Raw genomic sequence first — 14,800 nt, 5'->3', positions numbered from 1 at the left:
GGATATAAATATGAAGAAATCACTTTATTTACTGTTAATGCTGCTTGGAGCGGTCCTCTTGCTGGCTGCGTGCGGCAATGATACGGAAGAAACTGCTCCTGAGGAAGAATCCGGGGCAACGGATTCTTCGGAAGATCTATTGACGAAAGTGCAGGAAGAAGGAACATTGCTTGTCGGAACTGAGGGAACTTACCCTCCATTCACCTTCCACGATGAATCCGGTGAATTGACCGGTTTTGATGTCGAGATTGCCCGCGAAGTTGCGGACCGTCTGGGTGTTGAAGCGGAATTCCTTGAAACACAATGGGATGGAATGTTCGCAGGGTTGGATTCCGGAAGATTCGATATGGTAGCAAACCAGGTAGGCATTCGTGAAGACCGCCTGGAGAGCTACGACTTTTCAGATCCATACATTACTTCGTCAGCTGTGCTGGTAACTAAAAAAGATGAAACGGAAATTACTTCATTTGAAGATTTGGAAGGCAAAACCTCTGCTCAATCATTGACCAGCAACTATGCCGATATCGCTAAAGAATATGGCGCTGAACTTACAGGCGTTGAAGGATTCAATCAGGCCATCGAGTTATTGGTATCAGATCGCGTCGATGCAACAGTAAACGATAAAATTTCGGTACTGGACTTCTTGAAGCAGCGTCCGGATGCACCAATACAAATCGCTGACGAATCAGATGAAGCTTCTCAAAGCGGATTGCAATTCAGAAAAGACAGCGGCGCCATCGTGGATGAAGTAAACAAAGCACTTGAAGATATGATTGAAGACGGCACATATGATGAAATTTCACAGAAATGGTTTGGCGAAAATGTACTTGAATAGTATTTTCACAAATCCCGAAAGATTGGAACGGTTACTGGACATTGCCCAGTCATCGTTCCTTCCTTTGTTGGAAGGGGCAATCCAATACACGATTCCTTTGACTTTGATTTCGTTCACCATCGGGCTTATGCTGGCTACATTGACAGCATTGGCCCGTATTTCTACCGTGAAGCTTTTTCAGAACATCGCCCGGATCTACGTTTCCATCATCCGCGGCACCCCTTTGCTCGTTCAATTGTCCATTCTGTTTTACGGACTTCCGACGGTCGGTATTACGCTTGAACCGTTTACCGCAGCCATTCTCGGTTTTTCACTGAACGTTGGGGCTTATGCTTCCGAAGTCATCCGGGCAGCGATTCTGTCGATTCCGAAAGGCCAGTGGGAAGCTGCCAATACGATCGGCATGTCGTACAGCCAGTCGTTGAAACGGATTATTTTGCCGCAGGCATCCCGTGTATCCATTCCACCGCTGTCGAATACATTCATCAGCCTGGTGAAGGATACATCACTCGCTTCGTTTATTCTGGTTACCGAGATGTTCCGGAGAGCGCAGGAAATTGCTGCTTTCAACTACGAATTCCTGCTCTTGTATGCGCAGGCCGGCTTGATCTACTGGGTTCTCTGTTTCCTTCTTTCATTGGTGCAGGGCCGGCTGGAACATCGGTTTGACCGCTACGTATCAAGAGCGTAAATTCACTTTAACTACAGACAGGAGTATCCTATGATTGAAATAAATAATCTGCACAAAAGTTTCGGCAGCCTTGAAGTATTGAAAGGCATCGACCTCCACGTGGAGAAGGGCCAGGCCGTTGTCGTCATCGGCCCTTCCGGTTCCGGCAAGACGACGTTCCTGCGGTGCCTGAATATATTGGAAACACCCACCGCTGGAACCGTGACGATTGATGACCACAAGGCGGATTTTTCGAAGCCGTTGCCGAAGAAGCAAATAACGGAATTCAGAAAACAGTCTGCCATGGTTTTTCAGCATTACAACCTCTTCCCCCACATGACCGCGTTGGAAAATGTCATGGAAGGTCCCGTGACCGTCCAGAAGATCAGCAAAGAAGCAGCCCGGAAAAAAGCGGAAGAGTTATTGGCGAAAGTCGGGCTGAAAGAAAAGATGAACGAATATCCCTTCCAGCTTTCCGGCGGCCAGCAGCAGCGTGTCGGCATTGCCCGCGCGCTTGCGCTCGAACCGAAAGTGATGCTTTTCGATGAACCCACTTCAGCGCTTGACCCGGAACTTGTCGGAGAAGTTCTTCAGGTGATGAAAGATCTGGCACTCGAAGGCATGACGATGGTCGTCGTCACCCATGAAATGCGTTTCGCAAAAGGTGTCGCGGATGAAGTGCTGTTCATGGATGAGGGACGCATCGTGGAACGCGGCACTCCGAAGGACATCTTTGAAAATCCGAAAGAAGAGCGGACACAACAGTTTTTGAGTCTGATCCAGAAGGCGGATACGATATAGAAATGCGACAGCGAGAGATAGCCCAAATTTGTTTGGGCCTATCTCTTGCGACGAAGCAGCGCAGCGATGCAACGCTCTACCATGTCTCGAAGCTAGCGTTAGCGATGCAGAGACAGGAGCAGGTTTTAGCAAGATCAATGAAGTGGCGTTCTTTGCCATGCAGCTGGGCCGGCTTATGACCCGAAGAGCTGGGCCGCTGGAGTCTGGACACCGAAATGCGACAGTGCCCGCTTAGCTCTGAAAGGCATAAGACGATTTGGCGAAGCGGCGTCTTTCCAGCCGCACAGCCAAAGTGGCTTATGACCCGAAGAGTTGGGCCGCTGGAGTCTGGACAATAGAAAACCCATAACTTCTTCACCAAAAACAAAAAGAACCAGGCTCCCACAATCGGGAGCCTGGTTCTTTGTTTTCCTCAATATTAAATGTGGACTGTAACATCCGCGTCTTCACGGAGTTCAGTTACTAACGCCTGAACTGCTTCGTTCTCTTTTTGCTGTACCAGCTGAGCTTCAAGCTCAGCTTCTATATCTTCGAAAGGCGGCAGCTCTTCGCCACCCATTTCTTCCTGCTGTGCCTGCATTTGCTCGTAGAACTCCTGCAATTCTTCTTCGGAAGCTTCAGCCTCTCCCGATTCTTCAGCGATCAATTTATCCACTTTCACTTGTGATGCCACTTGCTCCATCACTTCTTCCTCTGACAGTCCCTGTTCTTCCAAAGCTGTCAAAAATTCTTCTGATGATGCCAGGCCGTTTTGCTCTGCAAGTGAAGTCAAGGTTTCATTCACTTCTTCATCAGTCGCTTCGATATCACGGTTCGCCGTTTCCTGCACCAACAGTTCCTGGCTCACAAGGCTTTCAGCAACCTGTTCTTTCAATTGCGCCTGATCAACTTCCTGCCCTGATACTTGCGCCTGCATAGCCATTTGCTGGAATTGCGCAGTGTAAGCAGCTTCGAAATCCTCTTTGATGATTTCTTCTCCGTTCACTTCAGCGACAACATCGGGTACACCTTCCAAGTCAGGTTCCGGCATTTCCGGTTGTTCAGCTGATTCAGCATCGCCTTCGGCTGTCTCGCCATTCTCTTCAGTCGCTTGTTCCTCCGTTGGTGTTTCTTCTTCATTTGCAGCATTTTCTTCTGTATCACTGCATGCCGCCGTCACTAGGACTGACGCACCGATTAATAGGCTTAATAACATCTTCTTAGGCAAATTCATTTTCCCCTTTCAATCATAATGGACGTAAGTGTAACATATCCAGTGTGTAAGTAAACCGAAAACCCTTATGCAATCTTCATGTAAAAAGACCGGACGGCAGCCCGGTCTTTTTATATCCAACAATGGATTACTTGCTGGCATCTTTTCTGACATTGTATTTCCACGCCTGATCGAGATCGAGCATTTTTTTTGCTGCGAAAATCATAAGGAACGTGATGAAAATAATCGGAAGCCCCATGAGGCCCGAAATCACTCCCAGAGGTGCCAATCCGCCAATGCGCATAAGTACCAGTGAAAGTATGGTGATGACTGCTGCAATGATTAATCGAAGGACTTTTGGCGGCTCATATTTACTCATATCTTTCGTGCTGGTATAAGCTGCAACTGTATAAGTTGTAGAATCGAGTGTCGTCGTGAGGAAGATTAACGATACGATGATAAATACCGTAATCGCAATCCCGCCCAGCGGTAAAGTTGAAAGGATTTGAGGGATGGCTGACATCCGCTCTTCATTCTGCACCAATTCCAGCACATCCAGCTGGCCGGTCAGATACCTGTGGACACCCAAACCTCCCATTAAGCCTGTCGCTATCCAGGACAATAAGGTAGGAGCAAGCAAATATGTAAGAATCATTTCTTTGATGGTGCGGCCTTTTGAAATCCTTGCAGCAAAGACGCTGTGAAGCATCGCCCAAGTTGCACTATAGGCAAACCAGAAAACTGTATTGCTTTGAATATGGGAAGCTTCCCCCTGATAAACCGAATCTGTGTTCAGCGAGAAGCTGAGATAATTCGTGAACAGATAAGATATACTGTCGGTGAAATAATTTAAAATAAATACGCCTGGCCCTGCAAGCAAGATGAAAACACCAAATGCTCCGGCCAGATAGATATTAAAGGTACTCAGGCGCTTGATGCCTTTCTCGATGCCAAGATATGCACTGATTGAGAACAACGCTACCCATACAATTGTAACGATCAAAGTAAGGCCGAATGTAACGTTAATATTCAATAGAGCAGACAGGTTATATGTAACAATCGGCGCGCCGAGGCCCAAAGTGACTGCAGCTCCTGTCAATATACTCACTAAGAACAGGATGTCGAGCGCTTTGCCGGCCCACCCGTCTGTCAGCTTATCGCCGAGAATAACTCGTGCCGCTTCTGAAATCCGCATCAATGGGCGCTTTTTCACATGCAGTATATAGGCCATGGCCGGCGCTATCATGACAAAAATCGCAAAAACCTGAAAGCCCCACAGGAACATGCTGTAAGCATTCCCCATTAAAATCGCTTCCGATGAACCTGCCGCAGTTCCTGCCGGCGGGTTATTTACAACCGAAGTCCATTGCAGCATGCCGGTCCGCATGATTGTGGAACCGATACCCATGGCAATAAGTATTGAAGAGTACTCAAAAAGGGTCAGTCGCGGCTTGTCTTCAGGGTCTCCCAAAACCACTTTCCCGTATTTCGAGAAAGAAAAAAACAATGCCGCTCCCACCAGGAGCACCCCATACCATAGATAGCCCCAACTGAAAAATTCGACTATGGCTTCAAAAATCGCGTTCAGCGTATCCAGCGATCTCGTTTCGTACAGTGCCAGCGGTATACTGATCGCAATAACTATTAATAATGCAGGTAAAAATATTTTGTAATCGATCAATCTCTCTTTCTTCATTGAATCCTCCTCTAAGCTGTTAAAACTCCCCTCCCTTCTTACCCTGAATTTCCACTTACTAACTTCTAATCACTAAATTCTTTAATTTTTTTCAGACTCCGGCTTTTAATCCCCATGTGCCCAGGCAATGCGCGGATCGATTTTTCGCGACAGCCGGATCATGAACGGCTCGAACCCGAGACGCGGCCAGAAATAGGATGCGAGCTGATTGGGTGTATGCCAATCTGCGTACAAATAATCAAATCCCTCTTTTTTCATCTCCGCGAAACAATGGTTGGCCAGCATTCGGCCAATTCCTTTGCCACGCATATCCGGGTTAGTGGAGGCTGCCGGGAGTTCCGCACAATTCTGCGGCGTCGACAAGCTCAACTCGTCCTCCTTACGGAAGTAGACATGAAATCCGGCTATGCGCTCACCCAATTCCGCAATCCAGAGAAACGCCTCTTTATCTGTGGAGATGTCCATATAACTGCGTTTGATATTCTCCATCGTTTCTTTTGTAATCGGATGCCAGGAAGGTGCGGCTGCCTGGTGGATACTGTTCCATAACGCCACTTTCTTCAGTAAAGGTGCATCTTGCTGCCCGCCTTGCCGGATGCTCAACTTGCCTGGATTCAGGTCTCCGGCAGGTTCAAAATCCTTCAGTTGAAGAACCGCATATTTCTGCTCGTAGCTGAAGCCCTGCTCCAGCCACTGTTCAACGAGAGGCTGTTCCGCCAGCGGAACCATCAGAACATGCGTAAAATAGCCATGCTTGATCCACTCCGCCCCTGCATCTGCATACAGCAGCCGCAATAGGGTCGGATGCTCCTTGTCGCTGATCGCGATGGATTCGTAGTTCATCAGGATATATCGTCCCCGGTCAGCATCTTCTTTGAACTCATACAACAGGTAGCCGATGACATCGATCCCCCTGACGGCAGCGATTCCGCTGACAAAGGGCTTTTTGAGCTGCTGGCGTATGACTTGTTCAGCTTCATCGATTTCTTCGAATGCCTCCGGCAGATACGGAAATGCCTTCCGCTCCTTCGCGTGCCTTTTGGCTAATAAAGCGGACATCTGGCGAATATGGACTTCCTCAACACCCACAAATTGAATCATGGCTTTCACTCCTCTTATTGAAGTTTCACTTCGAGTATCCGGTATTGCCCTGCCTCAATAATGTCTCCAAAAACTGCCGGAACCGCTTCGACAAATATCGGTCCGTCAATGATGACCGTATGGAATTCCCCTTCTTCACCGCAGGCATCCACACCGATCGCTTCCAATTCTTCAATCAGCTCCAGCGTGAATTCCCTGCCCAAAAATTCAGCCGGCATGCGGGTGGTATCGACGACCGTGATCACCGCTTTGAACCCTTCAGCCAGCAGTTCCTCCAGCAGCTTCCGGCGGGGCTCTCCCCACAAAGGATGGCTGACTTCCATATCGGCTTCTTTGCTGACTTTCTGCACCCAGGCGCGATGATCCTCCAGATCTATATCACCGTAAACGCCCATTTCGATATCATTTCCCTTAAACTTCTTCAAATGCCTGATGAATTCCTTCTCATAGCCGCTCCAGCCGGCTTTGCCGATTTCGAGCGGCAGTCCCATCCGTTCAGCCTGGGCTTCCAGAATTTCGATTGGCAAACCATGAGACCGTGATTTCGAGCCATCTTCTTCGAACATGGTAAATAACGCGACCGGCACATTCCCTTCCAACACGGCCCGGTAATACGCCAGCGCCGAATCTTTTCCGCCGCTCCATGACATCACAAACGTTTTTTGCATAATGCACCTCTTCCGTAAATTCTTGCCTGTTCTAAAGGACTTCGACAATTGTGGCATAAAACCTTTCCACATAATAAAAACGGCCGGAAAGATTCCGGCCGCTCGAATATTATTTATTTGCCGACCATATTTTCAGGTTTGACCCATTCGTCAAATTGTTCAGCAGTCAAGTGTCCGCTTTTCACAGCAGATTCTTTCAAAGTTGAGCCATCGTTATGGGCCTGCTTCGCAATCGCCGCGGCTTTTTCGTAGCCGATATGCGGATTCAACGAAGTGACAAGCATCAATGAGTTGTTCACATGGTTTTGGATGACATCCAGATTCGCCTCAATGCCGACTGCACAATGGTCGTTGAAGCTGACCAGGCTGTCTGCCAATAAACGCACCGATTGCAGGAAGTTATAGGCAATAACCGGTTTGAATACGTTCAATTCAAAATTCCCCTGGCTTGCAGAGAACCCGATTGTCGCGTCATTCCCCATCACTTGTGCCGCAACCATCGTCAGCGCTTCACTTTGTGTCGGATTGACTTTACCCGGCATGATCGAGCTGCCCGGTTCGTTTGCCGGAATGGTGATTTCGCCGATGCCGCTGCGTGGTCCGCTTGCAAGCCAGCGTACATCGTTGGCAATCTTCATCGCATCTGCTGCAAGCGCTTTGATCGCGCCGTGTGCATATACCATTTCGTCATGGCTTGTCAGTGCATGGAATTTATTTTCAGCCGAAGTGAATTGGGATCCTACCGCTTCCGCGATGAATTCCGCTACGTAGCCGCCGAATTTCGGATCCGCGTTGATACCTGTTCCAACAGCTGTTCCGCCGATGGCCAACTCACGCATATAGTTGACGCTTTCGCTGATCATGCGTTCACTTTTCTCAAGCATATGCTTCCAGCCGCTGATTTCCTGGCCGAGTGTCAATGGCGTTGCATCCTGCAGGTGTGTGCGGCCAATTTTAATGACGTCATCGAATTTCTCCGATTTTTCAGCCAAAGTGGCTTTCAACTTCTGGACCGCCGGAATCAGTGTTTCCGTTACGGCCAATACGCCTGCCACGTGCATAGCCGTTGGATACGTATCGTTCGAGCTTTGGGACATGTTGACATCGTCATTCGGATGCAGTTTTTCATCAGAATTCTGCTCCGCCAAAATTTCATTGCCGCGTCGCGCCAGAACTTCGTTCATGTTCATGTTCGACTGCGTGCCGCTTCCTGTCTGCCAGACAACGAGTGGGAAATGGTCGTTCCATTTTCCTTCAATCACTTCATTTGCAGCAGCTTCGACGGCTTTCATCTTCGCTTCCGATAATTTTCCAAGCTTATGGTTTGCTTTCGCTGTCGCCTTTTTCAGTTGGGCAAACGCCATCACCACTTCATGCGGCATGCGCTCCGTGCCGATTGCAAAGTTCTGGACACTTCGCTGTGTCTGGGCTCCCCACATTTTGTCGGCTTCCACCTGAATTTCACCAATCGTGTCTTTCTCTGTACGATACTGCATTCCATTCACTCCAATTCTTATGTCTATGAAACCTTCTCTTCTATTAAACACAAAAAAACGTGAAAAAGCGACTATTCCAGAGGAATAATCACTTTAGACTTGTTGGGTTCTTCAGCCATTACGCTTTAGGGGGACGCTTTCCTCGGGAGCGGCCTGAGCCTCCTCAGTCGCTGCGCTCCCTCCGGAGTCTCAGGACTCGCTCTGTTCCCGAAGGAGTCGCCCCCTGACGCTTCATTCGGGTTCTGTTTAGAATTGAGATGTCTCTTTTTTTAAAAAGAATTAGATATGACACACTTTTATAGAAGAAATTTTGAGATATGGAGCAAAACAGCGAAGACGCCCAGGGGACCAAGCGAAGTGCTGAGATCCACTCGGGCGAAGTGAAACGAGACCGAGTTAGCTCAGCGCGAGCCCCCAGGCAAGCGAAGCTGTTTTGCGGAATATCGACTGGTTAACAAGTCCTTCTATAAGAAAGCTCAAACTCATTAATTTTGCCCCAAAAAGAATTCCTCAATAATCTCTTCGTCCGAATGGGGGATGTATTCCCCTTTTACAATCTGCGAACCGTTGATGCAGCCGCTGGACAATAAAATAATGTCTTCCGGTCCGCTGGCCTTTAATGCTTCAATCACGGCTTCCTTACGGGAAGGTGCTGTTAACACTTCCTGTTTATACGGAACTGTAAAGCCTTTGACCACTGCATCTACGACATCATCCGGATCATTGTATCCCGGGTGGTCCACCGTTACGACGATCGTATCCGCTTTTCCTTCCGATGCTTTCGCCATTTTCGGCATTTTTGAGAAATCACGGATGCCAATGCCCGCAATCATTGCGATGAGACGGCGGTGCGGCAACTTCTTTATTTCCTTCAATACCAGGTCAATGGCTACAGGGGTATGAGCGTAATCCAGAATTATCTTTCTGCCTTCCGGTCCGGAAATCACCTGAAAACGGCCTTCCACCTGCGGCATATCCGGCAGGACACGCAAAATTTCATCGATAGACCTCCCCGCCAATAACGCAGCAGCGATTGCAGCAGTTAAATTCGCTGCATTATATTCGCCGTATAAAGGAACTTCAACCCGATTGACTTCCCCGTTGTAAAGAAGGTCAAACGCCAGCCCGTTGTCCAGCGTTTTGCAATTATCCCATACAAGGTCGGCGCCGGAATCCGAATCGGCGCTATATGTCAGGCACGGGTAGTTTGTGATTTCCAGAATCTCTTTGGACATACCGGCATCATCCAAATTTACGACAGCAGCCTTGGCCTGTCGGAACAATTCCAGTTTCGACTGGAGGTAATGCGTAAAAGTTTTGTGATATTCCATATGTTCCTCTGAAATATTTGTGTGAATCGCTACGTCGAAGACGATTCCTTCCACTCTTTTTTGATCCAACGCAATAGAAGAAACTTCCATCGCAGTTACTTGATCCCCCTGCGCTGCAAGCTTGGAAAAAATATTATGTATATCTGAAGAAATAGGCGTAGTCGGTGTACTTTTCTTATAGGAAAGCCGGCCTTTAGAAGACCAGATTCCTGTAGTCCCCAAGAATCCACTCGGCATATCCAGCAGATTAAAAAGGTTGTAAACGTAGGTGGCTGTGGTGGTTTTGCCATTTGTGCCTGTAACACCAATTTTGAAAAGCCGGTCTTGGGGGTTGCCATAAAAGTAGATCGCCATGTATGCCATAGCAATTTTCGAATTTTCTACTACCAGAAAAGTCAGCTGGGGATACAAGTCAAAATATTGCTCCATAATAGCTTTGTCGGTTCCGATGATAGCAAGTGCACCTTTTTCAATCGCCTCATCAATATATAAATGTCCATCTGTATTTTCTCCGGTCACGCAAAAGAAAGCGGATCCTCTTTCTGTCTCCACTGAATTGTATACAATCGATTTTATTTCCTGCGCAGCTGGTCCGCTCATGGAAATATAGGGAAGGTCGGGAATTTCTTTAAATTGAATTTTCATGAAGTGCTCCTTAGTAAACGTTTTTTCTATACATGTAATAATTGCCATTTTTCTGTAATTCTTATTACTATTCTATCATTACTGTTGCATCAACAAAATAATCGAACAGGCCTAAAGCCGAATACAACGTGATTTCATACTATTCGCCTATGTTTTCCCTCTCTGACGGTCTGTGAAACCCAAAAATAGCCCCGAAAAGCATTTGCTTTTCGGGACTGGGTTTCTATCATATGGTTTCCGCTTACTTAGCAGGCGTTATTATCTTATTTACAGAAATAAATGAGAAAGGTTTCAGAATTCTTCGTTATTTTTAAAATGAAATTATGATCTATATAGAAGAAGTTCAAATGATTGATAGTCCACGGAAAGCATCCACCGGGGGCGCAATGACTGGAACCACTAATAGTTTCCAAACAAAAAACCCATTCTATTGCAGAATGGGTTTTACGAATTGGATCTCGTGGAAGCCGCCTTTCATTTGAAAATCGAAGCCCACATAGCCCGCATCGAGTAATTGGTGCTGTTTATTGAAATCATCGAGTTTGGCTGCAGCGAAGTCGGTATAGCCGAGCGATGGGTTTTCCAGGTCTTTCACGCAGACATAGCGCTCTTTGTTCCCATATTTTTCAGTAAGGGCAGCGATGTACATATCCTGCGTAAATTTATCCTTCAGACTCGGTATATTCATGGGGGCAACTGTGCAGCAGACATAGCGGAAATTCCCCGGCATTCTCGGAAGCTCCTTCATGATGACGTCAGCCAATTTTTGTTGCAGCCGATTGCCTCTGAAGGCGGGCAGCACAACCGAGATTTCCTGGTATATGACTTTCGGCAATTCTTCTTCGGAAAGGCCGATATCGTAGCCGAGGTGCTCTTCATCGATTTCGGGAATCAGCAAGGCCCGAAAGGCGATCAGTTCTTCTCCCGCATAGGCGCCAACCATCAGGCCGCGCTCATTAAGGATGAAAAGAAACTCTTCTGTCGACAACGGCTGTAAAGTCGTCTGTCCCGGCATGGCAGCGATAACCGTTTCCTGGACCTCTTCGATGTCCGGCAGATCCTCGAGGTAAAGCCGTTTCATGCGCAGAGGCAGTTTTTTCCGAAGCACCTGGTTGGTTATAGTACCTTCATACAAAACTTTCATCCCTACTTCCCCTAGTCTTTCAGATTTGTACTTTTATGATACCATTTATTTTTTTCTATGGAAGCAAGTTTTCTAAATTTTACTGCAAATAAGATAATAATTTGATTTCCCGAATCCACACCACCAAGGGAATGTGTCCGAAACCATCCACAATAGCGCTGTACACACTTTCTTTTACGACATCGGATGTCCTGTATTCACTGGAAGAAGCCATCAATTTGTTTTTGCGACTGCAGAATAATCGATTTGCGGTTCTCACCGGAAGCTTGAAAATCGATGGCGCGTTGGCGCATTGCCTGTTTTCTGGCGGCATATGTAGTGACGATGAACTTCAGAAATTCTTTATCCATTTTCTCCCGGCAGCCTTCTGCCATGTCAGGGCGGGTCTTTCCGCAGTTTTGGATCCAGCGTTTCAGCACCCGGTAGATGCAGACTCTCAGCGGAAGCTCCAAATAGATGAAGGTGTCCGCTTCCCTCAGCCGGATTTCCATGGAGCTTGCATAATTCCCTTCTATTATCCATGTATCCTCCGCCACGAGCCGTTGCTGTTTTTCTCTGAATTCCTGCGGATCCCGTTCGACCCACCCCGCTTTCCAATAATGTGCATCAAGATGGTACACGGGAATATCCAGCCTGTTTCCAAGATTTTTTGCGAAAGTGGATTTTCCGGCACCTGCCGAAACCCCTGCCACTACATCCTTCTTCATTGTCCCACCCCTAATTTTCACGTTGTCCTACCAGTATAAATAAATAGAAGCTTAGAAGCCAGCAAGCTATTTTTCACATAAGGCTTGCATTTTGAATATGGCCGTGTTATTCTAAGGAAGAATTATTTTTGTTCGGATAACTTTTTACAAAGTGTCAGATGTTCATCTGCAAGATTTGAGCAAGGATAGTAATACAATGTATGCTCACGCATACGAGGAGGAAATACACATGGAACAAGGTAAAGTAAAATGGTTTAACTCAGAAAAAGGATTTGGCTTCATCGAACGCGAAGGCGGCGACGATGTATTCGTACATTTCTCTGCAATCCAAAGCGAAGGCTTTAAATCACTTGACGAAGGTCAAGAAGTAACGTTTGACATCGAGCAAGGCCAACGCGGTCTTCAGGCTACTAACGTACAAAAAGCTTAATCTGAAAACACTTATTAATGGGTTCTTCTTCGGAAGAATCCATTTTTTTGTGTCCTTTTTAATTATGGATAGTTACAGCGCAATTAGTGGCGGTCTTCATCACCAGAACTGGTGCATGTCCCGAAAACATTTTTGGCTGCAAATTGAAAAAGAGGTGATTCCCTTTGTACGGGATCACCTCTTTTACACTTACGGCATGTTTCAATTGCTCAGTTCATAATGAAATACAACTGGAACGCAAGAAAGATCAATATAATAACAGCAATAGTGCCGAAAATGATGAATAATGCCAATTTTTTGCCACTCATAGGTCTCTCCTCCTTATTCTTTTCATTTTGATTTTACTTGTTCGATCATTTTGATGACATCGTGCGCTCCAGCACTTTCGTTTGATAAAACCGTCAGGATACTGCCATCTGCAGGATAAAAGCCGGAGTGGAAGCTGACACCCGGATCATAGCCCATTACGTGGTATTTCCGGATCGATTCGCCGTCCTTTTCAATCCATACGCCATAGCCGTAATGAGTTTTGCCGTCCGAAGCATGGGCCGTCAGCAATTTCTGTGCAGTTTCTTTCGCCAACAAGCTGAAATTCATCAGCTGCTCCCAGAACACAGCCATGTCAGCTGCCGTTACATAAGCCCCGCCGTCCGCGCCGCCTTTTACCGGAATAGCGTATTGGTTGGTGCGCCAGGTTGAGCCTTCGTCAATATAACCGTTGGCGGTTTCGGCGGGAAGCCGATCCAATTGGAAATAGCCTGATCTTTCCATGCCGGCCCGCTGGAAAATCCGCTCTCCAATTGCATCTGCAAAAGATTTGCCGGTCAACTTCTCGACAATCAGCCCCAAGGCGATAAATCCGGCATTATTGTACTGGAGTTTTTCACCCGGCGCAAATACCATCGGTTTGTCCTTGAACAGAGGCAGAAAATCTCTCGTACTCCTCATTTTATACATCGGGTGCTGTTGCCACAGCTCTTCATAATCCTCCATGGCCGTTTCATCGAAATAATCCGGGATGCCGGAAGTGTGTGTCAGCAATTGATGGACCGTGACAGGGAATTCCGGGAAATCTTCGGGAAGCAATTCCGAGAGAAGGTCGTCAAAAGCCAGTTTTCCTTCTTCAACCAATTGGGCAATCGCAACAGCCGTGAAGATTTTGCTGCCGGAGGCGATACCAAAACGGGTATCTACGGCATTCGGCCGGACATTGGCACGGTCTGCCATTCCTTTGGCAATGGCCCAGACCTCGTCATTTTTCAGCATGGCGACGCCCGAGAATTCCATGTCTTCCAATCCGTCTGAAAGCGGATTTTCCGGCACCGCTGTGCCGAAGTGCCCGTCTTCATCGATATCAATTTTACGCCCGTCCGTCAGTTCGATCGACAATGGATGTACTTCACTCTTCTTTTTGGAGAAATACCAGGTTCTCTTCGGTGCCACAAGAATGATAAATGCCGCACCCTGCCCGAGGAAGTTCAACGAACCGGGATCTATTCCTTTATTGCCGCGGACCGGGATTTCCATCTCTTCAATCTGTTTGCCGACTTCTGCGACATGCGGCGTGGTGATGCTGACTTCGCTGATATTCAGCAGGGAATCAACAGTGAAATCCCCCATCTTATCCGTGTTTCTGCGCCCGAGAAATTCCACAATGTTGCCGGCGGGATCCTGGAAGTAAAATGCATCGGCATCAAAGTTCGCATAGTAGATTTCATCCATGCCTTCCTGGCGGTTCAACTCGACGCGCGATTTTGCCCAGCCTTTGGCGAGGGTAAACTGATTGCCCGGTATATTAAAGGCGAAATGGTAAAACGCCGGCCGCTCGGACTCCCTGAATACGAGCTGGGACTCTCCGATCGCCAGCATGAAACTGGATTCATCTTCTTCGACAATGCGGAACCCTAATTGATATTCGTAAAATCCTTTCACTTCGTCCAGCTTGTTTGTGTACAAAGTCACTTTCTTGAACATGTCATCACTCCCTGCCTCAAGCATACCGAAATTCCAGTGATTTTTCCTCATTCTGATATGAATCCTATGGAAATTTCAGTTTATCAGCGGTTTTTCGAAGTTTATCAGTA

General features: G+C 47.3%; 13 protein-coding genes. 4 read left to right on the top strand and 9 right to left on the bottom strand.

Annotated features, from left to right (window positions below):
* The first annotated feature begins 10 nt into the window (after positions 1-10).
* From DIJ65_RS05570 to DIJ65_RS05560, 3 genes are read left to right on the top strand one after another with little or no spacing between them, the layout of a single operon-like run.
* On the top strand, positions 11-835 hold the full coding sequence (locus DIJ65_RS05570; protein WP_117300772.1) for an amino acid ABC transporter substrate-binding protein: 825 nt from the start codon (positions 11-13) through the stop codon (positions 833-835).
* Complete coding sequence (locus DIJ65_RS05565; protein ID WP_117300809.1) at positions 822-1,526, top strand: amino acid ABC transporter permease; 705 nt, start codon at positions 822-824, stop codon at positions 1,524-1,526. The genes DIJ65_RS05570 and DIJ65_RS05565 overlap by 14 nt, the downstream gene beginning before the upstream one ends.
* Positions 1,527-1,556: 30 nt before the next feature.
* Positions 1,557-2,306, top strand: coding sequence for an amino acid ABC transporter ATP-binding protein (locus DIJ65_RS05560; RefSeq protein WP_117300770.1), 750 nt, complete (start codon positions 1,557-1,559; stop codon positions 2,304-2,306).
* Positions 2,307-2,724: 418 nt separating this feature from the next.
* Here DIJ65_RS05560 and DIJ65_RS05555 read toward each other — a convergent pair whose 3' ends face one another.
* From DIJ65_RS05555 to DIJ65_RS05520, 8 genes are all read right to left on the bottom strand, one after another.
* Entirely contained in the window at positions 2,725-3,519 is a 795-nt protein-coding gene (locus DIJ65_RS05555; protein ID WP_185959495.1) for a SurA N-terminal domain-containing protein, read from the bottom strand.
* Positions 3,520-3,646: 127 nt separating this feature from the next.
* A complete protein-coding gene (locus DIJ65_RS05550) occupies positions 3,647-5,194 on the bottom strand; it encodes a BCCT family transporter (protein ID WP_117300766.1) in 1,548 nt (515 codons plus the stop codon).
* A 105-nt stretch (positions 5,195-5,299) separates the two neighbouring features.
* Positions 5,300-6,295 (bottom strand): GNAT family N-acetyltransferase, encoded by a 996-nt coding sequence (locus DIJ65_RS05545; RefSeq protein ID WP_117300764.1) that lies wholly within the window; start codon positions 6,293-6,295, stop codon positions 5,300-5,302.
* Between the two features lie 14 nt (positions 6,296-6,309).
* Positions 6,310-6,963, bottom strand: coding sequence for a Dph6-related ATP pyrophosphatase (locus DIJ65_RS05540; protein WP_071152316.1), 654 nt, complete (start codon positions 6,961-6,963; stop codon positions 6,310-6,312).
* Positions 6,964-7,076: 113 nt separating this feature from the next.
* The gene (gene fumC / locus DIJ65_RS05535; protein ID WP_071152315.1) at positions 7,077-8,459 is read right to left on the bottom strand and encodes a class II fumarate hydratase; all 1,383 of its coding nucleotides are present in this window, start codon (positions 8,457-8,459) and stop codon (positions 7,077-7,079) included.
* A gap of 485 nt (positions 8,460-8,944) precedes the next feature.
* On the bottom strand, positions 8,945-10,435 hold the full coding sequence (locus tag DIJ65_RS05530; RefSeq protein ID WP_117300762.1) for a UDP-N-acetylmuramoyl-L-alanyl-D-glutamate--2,6-diaminopimelate ligase: 1,491 nt from the start codon (positions 10,433-10,435) through the stop codon (positions 8,945-8,947).
* A 427-nt stretch (positions 10,436-10,862) separates the two neighbouring features.
* Positions 10,863-11,579 (bottom strand): hypothetical protein, encoded by a 717-nt coding sequence (locus tag DIJ65_RS05525; RefSeq protein ID WP_117300760.1) that lies wholly within the window; start codon positions 11,577-11,579, stop codon positions 10,863-10,865.
* A gap of 197 nt (positions 11,580-11,776) precedes the next feature.
* The gene (locus tag DIJ65_RS05520; protein ID WP_117300758.1) at positions 11,777-12,286 is read right to left on the bottom strand and encodes a P-loop NTPase family protein; all 510 of its coding nucleotides are present in this window, start codon (positions 12,284-12,286) and stop codon (positions 11,777-11,779) included.
* A 229-nt stretch (positions 12,287-12,515) separates the two neighbouring features.
* Here DIJ65_RS05520 and DIJ65_RS05515 point away from each other — a divergent pair, with 229 nt between their 5' ends.
* Positions 12,516-12,716, top strand: coding sequence for a cold-shock protein (locus DIJ65_RS05515; RefSeq protein WP_006830093.1), 201 nt, complete (start codon positions 12,516-12,518; stop codon positions 12,714-12,716).
* Positions 12,717-13,046: 330 nt separating this feature from the next.
* Here the strand turns inward: DIJ65_RS05515 and DIJ65_RS16655 are convergent, their stop codons facing one another.
* Positions 13,047-14,741, bottom strand: coding sequence for a serine hydrolase (locus tag DIJ65_RS16655; protein WP_313903009.1), 1,695 nt, complete (start codon positions 14,739-14,741; stop codon positions 13,047-13,049).
* Between the last annotated feature and the right edge of the window lie 59 nt (positions 14,742-14,800).

This window comes from Planococcus salinarum, assembly GCF_007004625.1.
Taxonomy (GTDB): domain Bacteria; phylum Bacillota; class Bacilli; order Bacillales_A; family Planococcaceae; genus Planococcus; species Planococcus salinarum.
This window is presented reverse-complemented; position numbering and strand designations above follow the sequence as displayed.

What these genes read in the sequence shown, in the direction of transcription:
- DIJ65_RS05570 (WP_117300772.1), top strand. Translation starts at nt 11, where the DNA reads ATGAAGAAATCACTTTATTTACTGTTAATGCTGCTTGGAGCGGTCCTC.
- DIJ65_RS05565 (WP_117300809.1), top strand. Translation starts at nt 822, where the DNA reads ATGTACTTGAATAGTATTTTCACAAATCCCGAAAGATTGGAACGGTTA.
- DIJ65_RS05560 (WP_117300770.1), top strand. Translation starts at nt 1,557, where the DNA reads ATGATTGAAATAAATAATCTGCACAAAAGTTTCGGCAGCCTTGAAGTA.
- DIJ65_RS05555 (WP_185959495.1), bottom strand. Translation starts at nt 3,519, where the DNA reads ATGAATTTGCCTAAGAAGATGTTATTAAGCCTATTAATCGGTGCGTCA.
- DIJ65_RS05550 (WP_117300766.1), bottom strand. Translation starts at nt 5,194, where the DNA reads ATGAAGAAAGAGAGATTGATCGATTACAAAATATTTTTACCTGCATTA.
- DIJ65_RS05545 (WP_117300764.1), bottom strand. Translation starts at nt 6,295, where the DNA reads ATGATTCAATTTGTGGGTGTTGAGGAAGTCCATATTCGCCAGATGTCC.
- DIJ65_RS05540 (WP_071152316.1), bottom strand. Translation starts at nt 6,963, where the DNA reads ATGCAAAAAACGTTTGTGATGTCATGGAGCGGCGGAAAAGATTCGGCG.
- fumC (WP_071152315.1), bottom strand. Translation starts at nt 8,459, where the DNA reads ATGCAGTATCGTACAGAGAAAGACACGATTGGTGAAATTCAGGTGGAA.
- DIJ65_RS05530 (WP_117300762.1), bottom strand. Translation starts at nt 10,435, where the DNA reads ATGAAAATTCAATTTAAAGAAATTCCCGACCTTCCCTATATTTCCATG.
- DIJ65_RS05525 (WP_117300760.1), bottom strand. Translation starts at nt 11,579, where the DNA reads ATGAAAGTTTTGTATGAAGGTACTATAACCAACCAGGTGCTTCGGAAA.
- DIJ65_RS05520 (WP_117300758.1), bottom strand. Translation starts at nt 12,286, where the DNA reads ATGAAGAAGGATGTAGTGGCAGGGGTTTCGGCAGGTGCCGGAAAATCC.
- DIJ65_RS05515 (WP_006830093.1), top strand. Translation starts at nt 12,516, where the DNA reads ATGGAACAAGGTAAAGTAAAATGGTTTAACTCAGAAAAAGGATTTGGC.
- DIJ65_RS16655 (WP_313903009.1), bottom strand. Translation starts at nt 14,741, where the DNA reads ATGAGGAAAAATCACTGGAATTTCGGTATGCTTGAGGCAGGGAGTGAT.